Below are 19,216 nucleotides of genomic sequence, written 5' to 3'. Positions count from 1 at the left end.
GGCTCTTCCAGGGCGGGTTACCGCATCGCGCGGGAGCGGCGGGCGCGGGCGAGGATCAGGGATCGCAGAGGGGACGCATGTCGGAGGCGGAGCAGTCGCGGGACACGACACGGGAACCCCTTCGGGACGCGCAGCCGGAGGGCGGACACGCCACCGGCGCGGATCCCGCGGCGAGTTCGGCCGCGGAGCGGTCCGAACGTCCGGATGCGGGCTCCGGCTCCCGTGACGGCGGTTCGGGTGGGGCCGCGGACAAGGGCACGGCGCGGGACTCCGCGCGCGGCGCGGCGGACGACGCCGCCGATCCGGGCGGGCGGGACGGTGGCACTGGTTCGATGGGCGAGGCCGCGGACGGGGGGCCGGAGCCCGGGCGGGCCACGGCCGGCGCCGAGCCCGGCTCCGACGGCGCGAACCCCGCGGCCGGCCCCGGTACGCGTGCGAAACCGACTGCGGGGCAGGCGAACCGGATGAAGGACGGTGGGTCACAGAGCACGGACCGGCGGCCCGACCCGGCGGACCCGGTGAAGCGTGACGCGGCGCGGGACGCGGCCGGTGACGGTGGATCGCGGGGCACGGACCACGGTCCCTGGGCGGGCGCTCCCGAGGACGCCGCGCCCGACCCGCGGCGCGCCGGTCCCGAGGACGCCGCGGGCGGGGACGCGCGCGGCCCGGCGAGGGAACCGGCGGGCCGGAGGGCTCCCGGGCGCGGTGACGCGAAGGCCGCGGAGGCGGGCCCAGGCCCGGCCGACCGGGCGGGCGGGGCGAAGGCCGCGGGGTCCTCGTCGCGACGCGGACCGACCGCCGAGGGGCGGTTGTTGGCCGGCCGGTACCGGCTGGGAGGCGTCCTCGGACGCGGAGGCATGGGCACTGTCTGGCGTGCCGACGACGAGACGCTCGGCCGCACGGTCGCCGTGAAGGAACTGCGCTTCCCGAACAGCATCGACGAGGACGAGAAGCGCCGCCTCATCACCCGTACCCTGCGCGAGGCGAAGGCGATCGCCCGGATCCGCAACACCGGGGCCGTCACGGTCTACGACGTCGTCGACGAGGACGACCGCCCGTGGATCGTGATGGAGCTCGTCGAGGGCAAGTCCCTCGCCGAGGCCATCCGTGAGGACGGCCTCCTGACGCCCCGGCGGGCCGCCGAGGTCGGTCTGGCCGTCCTCGACGTCCTGCGCTCCGCGCACCGCGAGGGCATCCTTCACCGCGATGTGAAGCCGTCCAACGTCCTCATCTCGTCGGACGGCCGGGTCGTGCTCACCGACTTCGGCATCGCCCAGGTCGAGGGCGATCCCTCGATCACCTCCACCGGCATGCTCGTCGGCGCGCCCTCGTACATCTCCCCGGAGCGCGCCCGGGGCCACAAGCCCGGTCCGGCCGCCGACCTCTGGTCGCTGGGAGGTCTGCTGTACGCGAGCGTGGAGGGCTGCCCCCCGTACGACAAGGGTTCGGCCATCGCGACGCTCACCGCCGTGATGACCGAGCCGCTCGATCCGCCGAAGAACGCCGGGCCGCTGGAGGAGGTCATCTACGGCCTGCTGGCCAAGGACCCGGCGCAGCGGCTCGACGACGCCGGCGCCCGGGCGCTGCTGCGGAACGTGGTCGACGCCCCCGAGCGCCCGGCGGAGACGGAGCCCTCGCCGGAGTCGACCCGCGTCGTGGCCCTGCCGCCCGTCCCGCCCGAGCCGGCCGTCCCCACCCGGGACCGGGCCAGGGAGGTCACGGACGCGGCGGCCGAGCGGGTACGCGGCGCGCTGCGCTCCGTACGGAACGCGGCGAAGAGCGAGGCCGGGCAGACCGAGGGCAAGGAAACCGCCGCCAAGCCCCCGACGGTGCCCGCGGCCACCCGGACGACGCCCGTGCGGGCGCCGCTCACCGACGTGGTGCCCCGCCGCACACTGGTGGTCGTCGCGGTCGTCGCCGCGCTCGCGATCCTGTCCACCGTGCTCGTCGTCGCGCTGGGCGGGGACGAGGACAAGGGCGGGCAGAACAAGCCGAAGAGCGACACCACCTCCGCCGGGAGCGCCGCGGGCGGCGACGCCGAGGACGACGGCGGTGCCACCGGCGGCAGCGGCAGCGACCCGGGCGAGGGCCACGGCCGGCCCACGGGCGACGCCGGCAAGGACGACGGGAGCACGGACACGGGCGGGGCGCAGCCGTCCGGCGGCACGGACCCCGGAGCCCCCGCGGGGAGCGCACTCCCCGCCGGGTACGCAATGGTTTCGAGCGATCAGTTCCACTTCACCATGGCGATGCCGAAGTCGTTCCGCCGCACCGGTACCGCCGGTCAGAACTCGGGTGCGATCTTCAGTGCGGACGGCGGTTTCCCGCGCGTCCAGGTCGACTTCACCGACAGCCCCAAGGGCGACGCCGCGGCCGCCTGGAACGCCGCGCTGTTCGCGGTGAGGGGCAGCAGCAGCGGTTACGAGCACCTCGGGATCAAGCCCGTCGAGTACAGGGGCTATCCGACCGTCGCGGACTGGAGCTTCGAGCGGAACCAGGGCGGCCAGCGGGTGCGCGTGCTCAACCGCGGCTTCAAGGTCGATGCCCGCCACGGCTACTCGATCATGATCAGCTGCAAGGCGGGCGAATGGGACGGCACCGAGTGCAGCACGCTGCGCAAGACGGCGTTCGCCACGTTCGCCCCGAAGGACTGAGGTGGTTCGCCCCCGAGGACCGGGCACGCCACGTATCGTGAGAGGTCGTGGACCGTGCGCAGCCGCAAGAGGCCGGTGAGTGACCGGAATTGATGGTTCGTGCGGTCCCCGGGGACCGGGGGCGGGGTTCTGACGACCAGGGCCGCGCACACGATCGACCGTGGCACCGGTCCGAGCACGCCCGGTGGGAGACCCCACCGACGGGCAGGGGGACAACCGGGCCGGGAATGCTGCACGCTGGTGGGGAGGCGTCGTGGACGACTACGCGGGAAGGGTGCTGGCCGACCGCTATCGGCTTCCCCTGCCGCCTTCCGACGAGTACGAACTCGTCGAGACGCGCGCCTTCGACACCTACAGCGGCCAGGAAGTCCTCGTCCGGCAGGTCCCGTTGCCCGAGGTCGTCGAGGCGGAGGTGCTCGACGACCGGGGTGGCACCGGCGTTCCCCCGCCGCGCCGGGCCGCGGGGCGCACCACCCGCCGACCGACCGACCCGGCGGTGCGGCGCGCCGTCGAGGCGGCGCAGGCCGCCGCGCAGATCCCCGACCACCCACGGCTCGACCAGGTCTTCGACGTGTTCGCCGAGGACGGGTCGCTGTGGATCGTCAGTGAGCTGGTCGCCGCACGGCCGCTCGCCGCGCTGCTGGCCGAGAGGCCGCTGAACCCGTACCGGGCGGCGGAGATCGGCTCGGACGTGCTGACGGCCCTGCGCGCCCTCCACGCGCACGGCTGGACCCACCGGAACATCACGGTCCGCACGGTGCTCGTGTGCGACGACGGCCGTGTCGTGCTGACGGGACTCGCGGCGGGCGCGGCGGAGGAGGCCCTGTGCGGGTACGCGCCGGTCCCGGACCCCGTCGCCGAGGTCGAGGAGGCCGAGCCGGCGGATCCGCCGTACGCGCCCTGTGCGCCGCCGTACGAGGCGGGGCCGGCTCCGCTGGGCCACGGCGGTCAGGAGCCCCCGGGCCGGGGGACGGACGCGACGGAGCCCCACCGGGGTCGGCCGTCCCCCGAGCGTCTGCCCGCACCCCCGTCCCCGCCGGACCGGGTGCCCGGACCGGTCGTCCCCGGACCCGGCGGCGCGGTGGACCGGTACGCCCCTCCCGCGTACGGCTACGGATTCGGCGGCGGGCCGGACGACGCACGCGCCGCACGGGCCGGTGCGATCGCCGCCTACCGGGCGGGCGCCCGTGCCGCCGCCCGGCTCAGTGAGGAGAACCGGCAGGGGTCGGCCCGCGACGAGGGCGACCGGGACCGGGCCGGCGACGGCGGTCGCGGCGCCGGTCCGCACGAAAGCCGGTGGGCCCTGCCCGGCGGCGGTGACCCCGGCTCCACGGGCGTTCCTTCCGGGGGCGGTCCCGGGGCCGGCGAACGGCGTACCGCCGAGGGCGGCGGTCCCTTCGGCAGCGATGACGCCGGACCCGCGGCCGGTTCCGAGGACCGCTGGTGGCAGGCCGCGGCCGGCGTGGGCGTCCACGGCGCGGGCGAGGCCGTCCGGCCCCACGGCCACGCCGTGGCCGGCCCCGTCCCCGGTGAGCCCGACGGCACCGGGCGGCCGTCCGGCGACGGCCCGACCGGCGTGCACGGCCGCGACGAGCGCGGCGACCGGAGCGCGCTGCCGCCCGCGGGCCGTGCGACGGACGGCATCGACCGGCTGCACCACCCAGGCGTGAGGGACGAGTGGGACGCACCCGAGGGGGCCGGGACGTCCTCCGGCGCCGCGGTGCCCCCGCTCCGGCCCGGTCCGGCCCTGCCCGCTCCCCGAGCCGGAGCGCCCGCCCCGCAGTGGTGGTCGCGGCCCGCGGACGCCGAAGAGGTCGATGACGCCGACGAGCACGACGACCCGGACGGCGGCCCCTACGGCGGTCCGCACGAGGACCCGCCCGGCGGTCCCCGCCGGGTCCGGCTCGCCGGCGTCTGGCGCGACGGCCCCGCCTCGGACGGCGCCGCCCCGCTCCCCGCCGGTGGCAGCACAGCCGCGTACGGTGGCAGCGCCCGCGATGCCCTGCGCGCCGACGCCCGGCGGGGGAGCGACGCGGACACCGGTACGCGACCCGTCCCCGCAGGCCGCTGGGACGAGGTCGTCGCCGCCGGAGCGGCCCCGGCGCCCTACCGAGGTCCCACGACGCCCCTCGCCGCCGAGCGCGCCCGCCAGACCCGGATCGCGGTCGTCGGAGCGGTCACCGAGCGCTGGGCACCGGAGCAGGCCGGCCCGGTCCACGAGAACTGGCAGCTGGCCCCGCCCATCGGCCCGGCCACCGACCTGTGGGCGCTCGGAGCTCTGCTCTACCGCGCCGTGCAGGGCCATGCCCCGTACCCGGAGGAGAGTTCGGTCGAGCTGGTCCAGCTGGTGTGCGCGGAACCGCCGGCGTTCGCCGAGGAGTGCGGACCGCTGCGTCCGGTCGTGGAGTCGCTGCTGCGTCAGGACCCCACCGAGCGGCCGGACTTCGAGGAGCTGCGCGGCTGGCTGCGTTCGCTCGTCCGCTCAGCCCCGGAACCGGACGCGGGCACCGAGGTGGTCCCGCTGCCCTCCGTCGACGGCACCCGCCTCCCCGTGGTGCGGCGCAGGGGCGAGCTGGTCCGCCGGCGGCGCGGCGGCTCCGCCGAACTCCGGGGCCGGCACCGCCACAAGAAGCCCAGGGAGTCCAGGGAGCCCGGGGGGCCCGGTGAACCCCGCGAGCGGCCGGCGCGCAGTCCGCGCTCACTGGGCCGGACGCTGCTCCTCCTGATCCTGCTCGCGCTCGCCGCCGCCATCGCCTACGCCGTGCTGTTCATGCCCCGGACCGGCCCCGGGTCCGCGCCGTCCTCGCAGCCCGCCTCGTCCTCGTCCCGGGGGCCGGACCGGCCGGAGGACCCGGCCGGTGAGGCCGGCGGTGACCCGTCGCCCGACGGGAAGGGGGCGCAGACCTCCGCGCCCGCCGTGGACCTCGCCGACGGCTACGTCGTGCGCGTGGACCCCGAGGGTTTCCGGATCGGCGTCGACAAGACCTGGCGGCGCAGCCCGGTCAACGACAGCGGCCAGGTCCGATACGGCGGCGGGAACTTCACGCTCATCGTGGTCCCGGGCCGGGACACCGTCGGGGCGAACGGCTCCGACCCGATGGCGTACCAGCGCGACAAGGAGCGGGAGCTCCAGCCCTTCCGGGACTCGTCCTGGTCGACGGCTTCCGGACTGCGCCGGATCGACGTGGGCAAGCAGGCCATGGCGGAGGGCCAGTTCACCTGGCAGGACAGCACCGGCCGCGAGGTGTACGTCCGCAATCTCGCCATGATCGTCGGCGACAGGTACCACGTGCTGCAGGTGATCGGCCCCGAGGACCAGCGGGACAAGGTCACCGAGATCTACCAGCAGGCCATGACCGCCTACAGCGCCCGGAGTTGACCCCGGAGGGCCGGCCCCCGCCGTCCCTCCGCCCCCGACCGCGCGCCGCAACCGTCACATCACGGTGCGAGTTACTGAGCCGCCCCAGGTTCCGTGTACGTACCTCCCCTCCGTAACCTGGGAATCCAAGGAACGGGGCGGAACACGTGGAACACGCACAGAGCGCGGGTACGGCAGCGGGACTCCTGCTGGCAGGCCGGTACCGACTGACCGAGAGCATCGGCCGCGGAGGCATGGGAAAGGTCTGGCGCGCGCAGGACGAAGTCCTCCACCGGACGGTCGCCGTCAAGGAACTGACCGCCGGTCTGTACGTGTCCGAGGCGGACCGCACGGTGCTGCACGCGCGCACCCAGAAGGAGGCCCGCGCCGCAGCCCGGATCAGCCACCCCAACGTTGTCACCGTCCACGACGTACTGGAGTACGACGGCCGGCCGTGGATCGTGATGCAGTACGTCGACGGGCCGTCACTCGCCGAGGCGGCCAAGGAGTCGGGCCGTATCGAACCGGCCGAGGCCGCCCGGATCGGGCTGCACGTTCTCGGGGCCCTGCGCGCCGCGCACGCCGCCGGGGTGCTGCACCGCGACGTGAAGCCCGGAAACGTGCTGCTCGCCTCCGACGGGCGGGTCCTCCTCACCGACTTCGGCATCGCCGCGATCGAGGGCGACTCGACCATCACCAGGACGGGTGAACTCGTCGGCTCCATCGACTACCTGGCCCCCGAGCGGGTCCGGGGCGGCGATCCCGGGTCGGCCTCCGACCTGTGGTCCCTGGGCGCCACCCTCTACTCGGCGGTGGAGGGGAACTCGCCGTTCCGGCGCACCTCACCGCTGTCCACGATGCAGGCCGTGGTGACCGAGGAACACCCGCCCGCCCGGCACGCCGGAGCGCTGGAGCCCGTCATCTCCGCGCTGCTGCGCAAGGAGCCAGAGCAGCGGCCACCGGCCGACGAGGCCGAGCGGATGCTGCTGGAGGCGATGGAGGGGCGCCGGCCCAGAGCGGCGCAGGCGTACGTGCCGACCCAGACGGTGGATCCGGAGGCCCGGCGGGCGGCGACCGCACTGCTCACCGGGCCGACGCCCGCCCCGGCTCCCGCCTCCGCGCCGAAACGTTCCGGCGTCTGGCGCCGGGCGCTGGTCGTGGCCGTCCTCGCCGCCGTGGCAGGCGGCGCCGCCGGATTCCTCGCCCTGCAGTACGGCTCCGGTGGCGGGAGCGCCACCACCGACGACGCCGGATCCTCCGTCTCGGCCCCGGGCTCCACTCCGAAGCCCGCGGACGGGGAGAAGTGGCAGCGGGTACGGGATCCCGAGGGCTTCAGCCTGCTCGTACCCGAGGGCTGGACGCGCCAGAGGGACGGCGACCAGATCGACTACACCCCCGACGACGGCCGCCGGCTCATCCGCATCAGCATCGACCCGACGCCCGACTTCGAGAACCCGTACATGCACATGCTCGACGTCGAGAAGACCGTCAGGACGCGGCTGCCGGAGTACCAGCGGGTGCGGCTGGACCAGAACACCTTCCGGGACCAGGAGAATTCCGCCCTGTGGGAGTTCACCTGGACCGAGACCAGGAACAACGCGGGGGAGCGGCGTGCCATCGACCAGGTCTACTACGGCGACGACGGCACCGAGTACGCGCTCTACATGTCCAGCCCGGCGGAGGAGTGGGCCACGACCCGGCAGCGCTTCGACAAAATGGTGCAGAGCTTCCAGCCCTCGGCGAGCTGACTCTGTCACGGCTCTGCATCGCTCAACTCCGGCGGTGGCGATGGCAAACGCTGTTCGTCAGGATGTGAGCATGACGAAAGACGGGGGACGGGCGAACGAGCCCACCAGTTACGCACTCCGCCCACCGCAGGCACCGCGGCCTGCCGGGCCACCGCCGTCCGGGCCGCGGCACTCCGGTCCCGGTACGCCGTATCCGGCGCCGAGCCGGCAGGTGACGGGCACACCGGCGGCGCCTGTGGCCGACCCGGAGGCGGGACGCGTCATCGGTGGGCGCTACCGGCTCGTCTCCCGTCTCGGGCACGGCGGCATGGGCACCGTCTGGCGCGCGCACGACGAGGTCGTCGACCGGGACGTGGCGGTCAAGGAGCCGCGCGTCCCCGAGCACTTGGGCGAGCGGGAGCGCGAGAACGTCCATCTGCGCATGCAACGCGAGGCTCGAGCCGCCGCCCGGATCGACCACCCCTCCGTCGTCACGATGCACGACGTCGTCATGGAGGACGGCAGACCGTGGATCGTCATGGAGCTGGTGCGCGGTCAGTCCCTCGGCGACCGGCTGCAGGAGGGCACGCTGGACGTGCGTGAGGCCGCGAGGATCGGCCTCGCCGTCCTCGGCGCGCTGTCCGCCGCGCACGAGGCGGGCGTGCTGCACCGCGACGTGAAGCCGGACAACGTCCTGCTGGGGCGCGGCGACCGGGTCGTGCTCACCGACTTCGGCATCGCCCAGGTCGAGGGCGAGCAGGGCCTCACCGAGACCGGCGCGTTCGTCGGCTCGCCCGAGTACATCGCCCCGGAGCGGGTGCTGGGCCAGCGGCCGGGTCCGGAGTCGGACCTGTGGTCGCTGGGCGTGGTGCTGTACGCGGCCGTCGAGGGCATGTCCCCGTACCGGCGCTCGCACATCCCTGCCACGCTTCAGGCCGTACTCTCCGCGGAACCCCAGGTCCCGGCGCGCGGTTCCGGCGCCTTCGGCACGCTGGTGATGCAGCTGCTGCGCAAGGACCCCGCGGCCCGGCCGGCCGCCGCGGAGATCCGCTCCACGCTGGAGGCCGTGGCCCGTCCGCCGCTGCCCTCCCCCGACGCGACCCGTGCGTACGGCACCGGGACCGCGGCCGGGAGCGGCGGCTCCCGCTGGGTGCCGCCGGTCCTGCACCGCAACCGCCCGGCGCAGTGGGGACTCCTCGGCGGCCTCCTCGCAGTCGTGCTCGCCGCAACCGCGGTCGTCGTCGACCCCTTCGGCGGCGACGAACTGCCCGAGGGCTGGAAGGTGCGTCCGGAGAGCGAGATCCTCGCGGCGGACGTGGCCGTGCCGGAGGAGTACGAACGGTCCGAGTTCGACGGCGGCTTCGCCGTCAACTACCAAGACCCCAGCGGGGTGTTCTCGATCTACCTGGAGCGCGTCGCGGCCGGATCCGAGGACACCGAGGTGGAGGTCCTCGAGCCCAGGAAGGAGGTGTGGAAGGACTGGTACGCGAAGGGCGGGAAGAACGGCACGGAGATCAAGGACGCCGACGTCGGCACCAGGGACGTCACGCACCAGGGCGCGAAGTCCTTCGAGACCACGGTCGACTTCCTGTTCTACAGGGACGACGAGGAGGACGCCGTCCGCTACCGCTGGCACGAACTCGTCGTGCCGGGCAAGAACGAGGTGCACTGGCGGCTGCGGGTCCAGATGCCCTCGGAGGGCGCCGCACGGCAGGACGGGGAGCAGATCTTCACGGACGTCGTGAAGCACCTGCGGATCCAGGGTCTGTGAGCCCGGCTCCTGGGCGGTGGTCCGCGCGGACCACCGCCGGAGGGCACCCGGGGGAGGCACCGGACCCGGAAATGTGCGGACGCGGACCCCGCGGGGCGTAACAAGCCCCTGATCAGGGCTTATCTGCCAGTGATCACTGGCACGATGTGTGGACCTGGCGAAAAGCTGTTACCGACGGGTACCCAAAGCCTTGATTGCGTCATACTCTCGCCCCCATGACGGACTCGCAGGCCCCCGCCGCCCAGCACACCGGCGCCCTCGGCACCAACCCCGCCGCCGCCTCCCCGGCCGGTGCGCGCACCGCCGCCGACGTGGTCACACCCGAGGTGGTCGCCCAGCTCACCCGAGGTGTCGTCGGCTCCGGCCGTACCGCGAACCACACCCCGTTCACCGGGGAGAAGCTGGCGGACCTGCCCGAGTCCACCCCCGAGGACGTGGCCGACGCCTTCGCCCGCGCCCGGGCCGCCCAGCCCGCCTGGGCCGCGACCTCACCGCGCGCCCGTGCCGCCGTGCTGCTGCGCTTCCACGACCTGGTCCTGGAGCGTCAGGCCGAGGTGCTGGACCTCATCCAACTGGAGACCGGCAAGGCCCGTCTGCACGCCCACGAGGAGGTCCTGGCGGTCGCCGTGGCCGCCCGCCACTACGGCCGGAAGGCGCCTTCCTATCTGAGGCCCAAGCGGCACACCGGCGTCGTCCCCGTCCTCACCAAGACCACCGAACTGCGCCAGCCGCGCGGGGTGGTCGGCCAGATCGCCCCCTGGAACTACCCGCTGGAGCTGTCGGTCGGCGACGCGCTACCCGCCTTCGTCTCCGGCAACGCCGTCGTGATGAAGCCCGACACCGAGACCGCGCTCACCGCGCTCTGGGCCCGTGACCTGCTCATCGAGGCAGGGCTCCCGGCGGGTGTCTTCCAGGTCGTCCTCGGCGAGGGACCGGTCGTCGGCCCCGAGGTCGTGCGGCACGCCGACTACGTCTCGTTCACCGGCTCCACCCGCACCGGCCGCGAGGTCGCCCAGGGCGCCGCCGCCCGTCTCGTCGGCGTCTCCCTCGAACTCGGCGGCAAGAACGCCATGCTGGTGCTGCACGACGCCGACATCGACAAGGCCGCGGCCGGCGCCGTCCGCGCCTGCTTCTCGTCCGCCGGGCAGCTCTGCATCTCCATCGAGCGGCTGTACGTGCACGAGTCGGTCGCCGACGCGTTCGTGGAGCGCTTCGCGGCCCGTACGAAGGCCATGCGGCTGGGCAGCGCCCTCGCGTACGGCGCCGACATGGGATCCCTGGTGGGCGAGCGCCAGCTGGAGACGGTGAAGCGGCACGTCGAGGAGGCCGTCGCCAAGGGCGCCACGCTCGTCGCGGGCGGCGTCCACCGCACCGACATCGGCCCCCTCTTCTACGAGCCGACCATCCTCGACGGGGTCGAGGCGCCGATGTCCGTATGCACCGAGGAGACCTTCGGCCCGGTCGTCTCCGTCTACCGGTTCACGGACGAGGACGACGTGGTCGAACAGGCCAACGCCACGCCGTACGGACTCAACTCCAGCGTCTGGACCAAGGACGGCAGGCGCGGCCACGCGGTCGCCGCCCGGCTGCGCACCGGCACCGTCAACATCAACGAGGGCTACGCGCCCGCCTACGGCAGCGTGCAGTCGCCGATGGGCGGCATGAAGGACTCCGGTCTGAGCCGGCGCCACGGCTCCGAGGGCATCCTCAAGTACACCGAGGCCCAGACCGTGGCACAGCAGCGGCTGATCCCGCTCGCCCCGTCCTTCGGCATGGACGACGAGAAGTACGCGGCGTTCATGAGCACGTCCCTGAAGGTGATGAAGGCCCTGCGGCTGCGCTAGGGCCGCCGGCATACGCACGTTCGCACGTTCGCACGTTCTCGACGAGGAGAGCCATGTCCGAGGTCCCCCCTGCCCAGAATGACGACTACGACTACGACGTCATCGTGGTCGGCTCCGGCTTCGGCGGCTCGGTATCGGCCCTGCGCCTGACCGAGAAGGGCTATCGCGTCGGAGTCCTGGAGGCGGGCCGCCGCTTCACCCGCGGGTCCCTGCCGAAGAACTCCTGGGACCTGCGCAACTACCTCTGGGCCCCGGCCCTCGGCCTCTTCGGCATCCAGCGCATCCATCTGCTCGGCAATGTGATGGTGCTGGCGGGCGCGGGTGTCGGCGGCGGGTCGCTGAACTACGCCAATACCCTCTACGTACCGCCCGCGCCGTTCTTCAACGATCCGCAGTGGAAGGACATCACGGACTGGCAGGACGAGCTGAAGCCCTACTACGACCAGGCCAAGCGCATGCTCGGGGTACGGCTCAATCCGACCATGACCCCGTCGGACGTCCATCTGCAGGCCGCCGCGCGGGCGATGGGCGTCGGTGAGAGTTTCCACATGGCCCCGGTGGGTGTCTTCTTCGGCGACGGCGACGACGCCGATGGGGCCGTGAAGACCGAGCCGGGCACGGAGGTCCCCGACCCGTACTTCGGCGGTGCGGGCCCGTCGCGCCGGGCCTGCACCGAGTGTGGCGAGTGCATGACAGGCTGCCGCCACGGTGCCAAGAACACCCTCAACGAGAACTACCTCTACCTCGCCGAGAAGGCGGGCGCGGTCGTCCATCCCATGACGTCGGTCGTCGCCGTCACCGAGGACTCGCGCGGCGGCTTCGCGGTCAAGACGCTCCCGAGCGACAACCGGCGCAAGGACCGCGGCCGTACGTTCACGGCCCGCCGGGTCGTCGTCGCGGCCGGCACGTACGGCACCCAGACCCTTCTGCACCGGATGAAGGACAGCGGCCTGCTGCCCCGCATCTCCGCCCGCCTCGGCGAGCTGACCCGCACCAACTCCGAGGCCATCGTCGGGGCCCAGACCGACAACCGGCGCTACCGCAAGCGCCACGGCGAGGAGAGGGTGGACTTCACCCGGGGCGTCGCGATCACGTCCTCGATCCACCCGGACGCCAGCACCCATATCGAGCCCGTCCGGTACGGCAAGGGCTCCAACGCGATGGGCGGGATGACCGTCCTCCAGGTCCCGTACAGCTCGCGGCGCGTCCTGGCCTGGCTCGCCAACTGCGCCCGGCACCCGTGGCGCACCGTCCGGGCGCTCTCCAACCGTCGCTGGTCGGAGCGGACCATCATCGGACTCGTGATGCAGTCCCTGGACAACTCGCTGACGACCTACCGCAAGCCCAAGGGACTCGGCAAGGGCCTGCTCACCGCCCGCCAGGGGCACGGAGCCCCGAACCCCGGCCAGATCCCCGAGGCCACCCGCGCCGCGACGCTCCTCGCCGAGGAGATCAACGGCTTCGCCGGGTCCAACATCGGCGAGCTGATCGGCACCCCGCTCACCGCCCACTTCCTCGGCGGCTGCCCGATCGGCGCCTCGGCGGAGACCGGCGTCATCGACCCGTACCACCGCCTGTACGGCCACCCCGGCATCTCGGTCGTCGACGGCGCCTCGGTGTCCGCGAACCTGGGCGTGAACCCGTCCCTGACGATCACGGCCCAGGCCGAGCGGGCGATGTCCTTCTGGCCCAACAAGGGCGAGACGGACCCGCGTCCCGAACAGGGCGTCGCCTACGAACGCCTGGCCCCGGTCGCGCCGAAGGCCCCCGTCGTCCCGGCGGACGCCTTCGGGGCGCTGAACCTGCCGTTCCTGGGGATGCCGGCGGTCCCGCCGAAGTCCTCCTGACCGCCCTTGAACAGACGAGAGGCGCTGCACCCCCCTCCGAGTGCAGCGCCTCTCTCGCCTTTACGGCTGCCTGTAACGGCGGTGCGTTACGCGACCGCGTCGCCCTTGCGGCGCTTCATCGCGAAGACGACACCGGTACCGGCGACGAGGGCGACCCCGCCGGCGATGCCGATGGCCGGGAGCACGGAGGAGGAACCGGTCTCGGCCAGGCTGCCGGTGACGGGGATCTCCTTGATGTCACCCTGCGGCTTGATGTCGGGGCCCTTGTCCCCGGGCTTCTGGTCGCCCGGCTTGGCCTCGCCCGGGTCCTCGTTGGAGGAGCCCGGCTTCAGGACGACGAAGTCCACGACCTGGCCCGCGTTCTCGGCGATGCACTCCTGGCCCTTGACGTCACCGAGGTAACCGCCCGAGCCGAAGGAGTAGCTGTCGCCGGCCGGAGCGTTCTTGTCGATGGCGAGGCGCAGGTCGATCTTCACGAAGTCCTGGGACTTCATGGTCTCGACGCCCCAGAAGTAGTCGCCGGCCCACTCCTCGTCCCCGATGCCGATCCACTCGTTGGTGCCGGGAAGCTTGAACTCCAGGTCGACGTACTTGCTGAGGAACTTGTCCTCGTCCTCGTACTCGTAGTTCTCGACCTCGGCGTAGAACGCGACCTGCTTGAGGTCGGCCTCCGACCTGTTCGTGATGGTGAGGTTGAACTCCTCGGGGGCGCTGCCCGCGACGATCTTGCCGGGCAGTCCGGAGATCTGGACGTCGAGAGCCTTCTCCTCGAAGTTCTCGTCGACCTCCTCGCAGTACGGCAGGAACTCCTCGTCGCCGCCCGGCTCCTCGTCGACGTTCTCGTCCTCGGTGGCGTCGTCCTTGGAGGTCTCTTCCTCGGTGGCGTCGTCCTTGGTCGAGTCGTCCTTGGAGGTGTCCTCCTCGGTGGCGTCGTCCTTGGCCTTGTCCTCTTCCGTGGCCGGGGTCTCGGCGTTGTTCGCGTCGTCCTCGGCGGAGGGCGTCTCGGTCTTCGCCGCGTCGTCCTCCGTCGTCGGGGTCTCCGTGTCACCGGTTGAGCCGGCGGTGGAGGTCGTGCTGGTGGTGCCGTCGGTCGCGTACGCGGCCGGCGCCGCAAGGAAGGCGGCAGGGGCTATGACAGCGGTCGCGGCAGCGACAGCCATAGCGCGGCGAAGCTTCATCAAGACCTCAGTGAAGTCCGGCGTGCCGCGTCACGCGGCACGGAGTCTGGGGCCCTCCCGGCTATGGGGGTTACGGGTGTGGCCATTGGTTCCGCATGCATGACCTGTGACCAGTGCAATTGGTTGCACAGGAACTCACACAGAATTTATGTGACGCCCGACACATTGCCGCGGGCATATGGCGCCGACGTCCGGTTCGGCGAGACCGCCGTCGTGGCCTTGCTCGTGGGTGGAGCACTGTCGTCCACCCGCACGCGGACCGCCAGGAAGGGCCTCGCGGAAGCGGGCGGTTTCCAGGGGCCCTCGGCCGTCGGTGCCGACGTCGGGGCCCGCGTGGGCACCGAGAGGCGGCGCGCCCGGGGTGGGGGCCGCCGGACCGGACGGCCGGAGCCGCATCTCCCGGTCCGGCGGCGGCCCGACGGCGCGGGGCGCGGTGCCGTGGGGGTTGCGCGGTGGGATCCGGGAGGGGCCGCTTCATGGCGGGCGGGTCGCGCGAGCGGTCAACCGCTTCGGCCGGATGCGGCCGGTTCCGGGCGTCCCCGGAACCGACCGCCTCGGGGTGACCGGGCTGCTGTCCCCTGCCGACCGGTCACGCGCGCCGGGGCGAGGTCCCACGACGTACCTGCGGTACGTCACACGCCCCAGCGGGGCCACGCGTGGATCTTTCCTTCGGGGCCGCCCCTGGCTGGCACGGACATCGGTACCAACGAAGCGTTCCGGGACCGGTCACGGGCCGTACGGGTGAGAGCGCGCCCGTACGGATGTGCGTACGGCGTGCGGCAGGAGTGCGCGGCGGTACGGCGGGCGTGCACCGGCACATCCGGCGCGCCCCACCGGGCACCGCGCAGCCTCCGGGCCACGGGAGCTGCGCACATCCGTCGGACCACGGTGCCGGGCGCACGTTCAGACGCGACCGCGGCACAGCTCCAGCAGCGTCATGGCCAGCGCCGTCCCCGGCTTGCCGAGCGCCTCCCTGTAGTGACCGAGCACCTCCATCTCGCGCGAGAGGTTCACCCGGCGGCCCCCGGAGGTGATCCGGGCCTCCTGGATGACGGCCGAGACGGCCATCCGTTCCTGGATCAGCCCGATGATCCGGTCGTCGAGGGAGTCGATGCGGTCGCGGGCGCCGCTGATCAGATCCGCGGCCTCGTCGGTGCGGGCGCCGGTGTCGGGACGGGCTGCGGTGTCGGGACGGGCTGCGGTGTCGGTGGCGGGCACGGGGGCTCCTTGTGTTCAGGCCCCGTACCGACCGGGCCCGGAAACGACAGGACGCCCCGGGCCTTGTCGGCCCGGGGCGCCTGGGAAGTCGCTTGTCAGTTGCTCAAGCAGCACGACCATGGCAGCCGGCGGGCCGGGTGCCATAGGTAAAGACGAAGGTCGGGTGCTTGCGCATGGGGTCAGTATGGCCCCCCGGCCGTCGCCGGGGCCAACGCGGGTTCGGATGGTGAGACGAAGAGCGGTACCGCGGCGCCGGTAGAATCGACTGACAGAGCCCCCTCCACCCACCGCCGGAAGGCCGCCGTAGTGTCATCTGCGTCCCCCGCTGCCGCGCCCGACGTCACCAACCCGGACGTGGTCCTCGTTGTCGACTTCGGCGCGCAGTACGCCCAGCTCATCGCCCGCCGCGTCCGTGAGGCGCGGGTCTACAGCGAGATCGTCCCGTCCACCATGCCGGTGCAGGAGATGCTGGCCAGGAAGCCGGCGGCGATCATCCTCTCGGGCGGCCCGTCCTCCGTGTACGCGGAGGGCGCCCCGCGCCTCGACCGCGCGCTGTTCGAGGCCGGCGTCCCCGTCTTCGGCATGTGCTACGGGTTCCAGCTGATGGCACAGACGCTCGGCGGCACCGTCGACAACTCCGGCGCCCGTGAGTACGGCCGTACCGACCTGCACGTCAGCAAGGCGGGGTCGACCCTCTTCGAAGGCACCCCGGCCGAGCAGCAGGTCTGGATGTCCCACGGCGACGCCTGCTCCGCGGCCCCCGAGGGCTTCACCGTCACCGCCTCCACGGCCGTCGTGCCCGTGGCCGCCTTCGAGAACGACGAGAAGAAGCTCTACGGCGTCCAGCACCACCCCGAGGTGATGCACTCCACCTACGGCCAGCAGGTCCTGGAGCACTTCCTCTACCGCGGTGCGGGCATCGAGCCGACGTGGACGACGGGCAACGTGATCGAGGAGCAGGTCGCCGCGATCCGTGAGCAGGTCGGCGACAAGCGCGCCATCTGCGGACTGTCCGGCGGCGTCGACTCCGCCGTCGCGGCCGCGCTCGTGCAGAAGGCCATCGGCTCGCAGCTGACCTGCGTGTACGTCGACCACGGTCTGATGCGCAAGGGCGAGACCGAGCAGGTCGAGAAGGACTTCGTCGCCGCGACCGGTGTCTCGCTGAAGGTCGTCGACGCCGAGCAGCGCTTCCTGGACGCGCTCGCCGGGGTCTCCGACCCCGAGGAGAAGCGGAAGATCATCGGCCGGGAGTTCATCCGGGTCTTCGAGCAAGCCCAGGCCGAGATCGTCGCCGAGGCGGCGGGCGAGCACGGCGAGCAGCCGGTGCAGTTCCTGGTGCAGGGCACGCTCTACCCGGACGTGGTGGAGTCCGGCGGCGGCACGGGCACGGCGAACATCAAGTCGCACCACAACGTCGGCGGTCTCCCGGAGGACCTCGAGTTCGAGCTGATCGAGCCGCTGCGGAAGCTGTTCAAGGACGAGGTCCGGATGGTCGGCCAGGAGCTGGGCCTGCCCGAGGAGATCGTCCAGCGCCAGCCGTTCCCCGGCCCCGGCCTCGGCATCCGCATCGTCGGCGAGGTCACCAGGGAGCGCCTGGACCTGCTGCGGGAGGCCGACGCCATCGCCCGCGAGGAGCTGACCGCCGCCGGTCTCGACCGTGACATCTGGCAGTGCCCGGTGGTCCTCCTCGCCGACGTCCGCTCCGTCGGCGTCCAGGGCGACGGCCGCACCTACGGCCACCCGATCGTGCTCCGCCCGGTCTCGTCCGAGGACGCGATGACGGCGGACTGGACGCGCATGCCGTACGACGTCCTGGCGAAGATCTCGACCCGCATCACCAACGAGGTCGCCGACGTGAACCGCGTCGTCCTCGACGTGACGTCGAAGCCGCCGGGCACCATCGAGTGGGAGTGACCCCCGCTCCGTAGGTCAACGCCGGCGCCGTCGCTCATTCGTTTGGGTGGCGGCGTCGGCATTCACGGTGGGTAGGCTGCCCATACGTACCAGGCTCACGTCCATGGGAGCACTCATGAGCGCAGAGATCTCGCACCACTGGCCGGTGCCACCGCGAGAGGGCTACAGCGTGGAGGACCTGCTCACCCTGCCCGACCTCCCGCCACACACCGAGCTGATCGACGGGAGCCTGGTCTTCGTGAGTCCGCAGCGCTATTTCCACAGCCTTGCGATCGACCTGCTGGTGCAAGGGCTGCGGAGCACGGCGCCCCCCGAGCTGAGGGTCGTCCGGGAGATGACCGTCGTGCTCGACAAGCGCAACGGTCCCGAGCCGGACGTCTCCGTCGTCCGTGCCGCCGCCGCGCGGAGCCGGGAGCAGACCTACTTCCAGTCCAGAGACGTGCTGCTGGCGGTCGAGGTGGTCTCGCCGGACTCCGAGGCGCGCGACACCGACACCAAGCCGCACAAGTACGCGGGCGCGGGCATCCCGTACTTCTGGCGCGTCGAGATGGCCGCCGACGAACGGCCGGTGGCCCACGTCTTCGAGCTCGACAAGGAATCGCGCGTCTATGTGCCGGGCGGCACCTTCCGCGACCGGCTCAAGGTCTCCGTCCCCTTCGGCATCGACATCGACCTCGCGGACATCGACCGTCTCTGAGCCGGCCGTCCCCCGGGGTCCCGACCCGTCCCCCCCCACCTCCCGCGTGCGGCACTGCACATCCGCCGCGCAAGGCGCGCGCCGTATATGGTCAGTTGGCGCACCCGGAGGTACCTTCCGCGCCATGACCGACATGCCGGAGCCGATACCCGCCGAGCGGCTGCACTTGGCCATGCCGCCCGTGCACGAGTCCGCGGTGGATGAACGTGTGTACCGGAAGCAGCGGCTGGCCGGCGCGCTGCGGCTGTTCGCCCGGTTGGGGTACGAGGAGGGCGTCGCCGGGCACATCAGCGTGCGCGACCCGGAGGCGCCGGACTGCTTCTGGGTCAACCCGTTCGGGGAGCCGTTCGCCACGATGACGGCAGGCAGGCTGATCCTGGTCAACGGGGACGGACAGGTCGTCCGCGGCACCCGGCACGTCAACCAGGCCGCGTTCGCCGTGCACGCCGCGGTGCACCGGGCCCGGCCCGGGACCGTCGCCGTCGTGCACAGCCACTCCGTCCACGGCCGGGCGCTGGCCGCGCTCGGTGAGCTGCTGGACCCGATCTCCCAGGAGGCGTGCGCCTTCTACCAGGACCACGCACTGTACGACGCCTACACGGGCGTCACCGTCGACGCGGCGGAGGGCAAGCGCGTCGCGGCCGCCCTCGGCCCGTACAAGGCGGTCATCCTGCGCAACCACGGGCTCCTCACGGTCGGGGACTCGGTCGACGCGGCGGCCTGGTGGTTCGTCTCCATGGAGCGCTGCGCGCAGGTGCAGCTGAGCGCCCGGGCCGCCGGGAAGCCGGTGCTCATCGACCACCGCGACGCGCTCGCCACCCGTGAGCAGCTCGGCGGCGATCTCGTCGCATGGATCAGCTACCAGCCCCTGTGGCGTCGAATCGCCGCCGAAGAACCCGAACTCATGTCGTAGTACGTCAATTCGATCGTGCGCAAATCACCCTCGCGTCGGCTTCCCGATGCGCGCCCAGCCTCGTCCGTACGGCACAATTCCTTGGAATCACGGGG

Annotated in this window: 11 protein-coding genes; 9 read left to right on the top strand and 2 right to left on the bottom strand. The window is 72.7% G+C overall.

Going from position 1 to position 19,216, the window contains the following annotated elements; genetic code table 11:
* The first annotated feature begins 77 nt into the window (after positions 1-77).
* The 6 genes from O7595_RS12835 (at position 78) to O7595_RS12810 (ending at position 13,201) form a co-directional block, all read left to right on the top strand.
* A complete protein-coding gene (locus O7595_RS12835) occupies positions 78-2,654 on the top strand; it encodes a serine/threonine protein kinase (RefSeq protein ID WP_269728853.1) in 2,577 nt (858 codons plus the stop codon).
* Between the two features lie 253 nt (positions 2,655-2,907).
* The gene (locus O7595_RS12830; protein ID WP_269728852.1) at positions 2,908-6,033 is read left to right on the top strand and encodes a protein kinase; all 3,126 of its coding nucleotides are present in this window, start codon (positions 2,908-2,910) and stop codon (positions 6,031-6,033) included.
* 146 nt (positions 6,034-6,179) lie between these two features.
* Positions 6,180-7,760, top strand: coding sequence for a serine/threonine-protein kinase (locus O7595_RS12825; protein ID WP_269728851.1), 1,581 nt, complete (start codon positions 6,180-6,182; stop codon positions 7,758-7,760).
* Positions 7,761-7,830: 70 nt separating this feature from the next.
* Positions 7,831-9,510, top strand: coding sequence for a serine/threonine-protein kinase (locus O7595_RS12820; protein ID WP_269728850.1), 1,680 nt, complete (start codon positions 7,831-7,833; stop codon positions 9,508-9,510).
* A gap of 215 nt (positions 9,511-9,725) precedes the next feature.
* Entirely contained in the window at positions 9,726-11,354 is a 1,629-nt protein-coding gene (locus O7595_RS12815) for a succinic semialdehyde dehydrogenase (protein WP_269728849.1), read from the top strand.
* Positions 11,355-11,407: 53 nt separating this feature from the next.
* A complete protein-coding gene (locus tag O7595_RS12810) occupies positions 11,408-13,201 on the top strand; it encodes a GMC oxidoreductase (protein ID WP_269728848.1) in 1,794 nt (597 codons plus the stop codon).
* 86 nt (positions 13,202-13,287) lie between these two features.
* Here the strand turns inward: O7595_RS12810 and O7595_RS12805 are convergent, their stop codons facing one another.
* On the bottom strand, positions 13,288-14,361 hold the full coding sequence (locus O7595_RS12805) for an LPXTG cell wall anchor domain-containing protein (protein ID WP_269728847.1): 1,074 nt from the start codon (positions 14,359-14,361) through the stop codon (positions 13,288-13,290).
* A gap of 921 nt (positions 14,362-15,282) precedes the next feature.
* On the bottom strand, positions 15,283-15,597 hold the full coding sequence (locus tag O7595_RS12800) for a chorismate mutase (RefSeq protein WP_269728846.1): 315 nt from the start codon (positions 15,595-15,597) through the stop codon (positions 15,283-15,285).
* 306 nt (positions 15,598-15,903) lie between these two features.
* On the opposite strand from O7595_RS12800, the gene guaA reads away from it, so the two are divergent.
* From guaA to O7595_RS12785, 3 genes are all read left to right on the top strand, one after another.
* On the top strand, positions 15,904-17,511 hold the full coding sequence (gene guaA / locus O7595_RS12795; protein ID WP_269728845.1) for a glutamine-hydrolyzing GMP synthase: 1,608 nt from the start codon (positions 15,904-15,906) through the stop codon (positions 17,509-17,511).
* Positions 17,512-17,626: 115 nt separating this feature from the next.
* A complete protein-coding gene (locus O7595_RS12790) occupies positions 17,627-18,208 on the top strand; it encodes a Uma2 family endonuclease (RefSeq protein ID WP_269728844.1) in 582 nt (193 codons plus the stop codon).
* 124 nt (positions 18,209-18,332) lie between these two features.
* Positions 18,333-19,121 (top strand): class II aldolase/adducin family protein, encoded by a 789-nt coding sequence (locus tag O7595_RS12785; protein ID WP_269728843.1) that lies wholly within the window; start codon positions 18,333-18,335, stop codon positions 19,119-19,121.
* Positions 19,122-19,216: the final 95 nt, after the last annotated feature.

This window comes from Streptomyces sp. WMMC940 (genome assembly GCF_027460265.1).
Taxonomy (GTDB): domain Bacteria; phylum Actinomycetota; class Actinomycetes; order Streptomycetales; family Streptomycetaceae; genus Streptomyces.
Note: the sequence above shows the minus strand (reverse complement) of the source record. Positions and strands in the feature narration are given on the sequence as shown.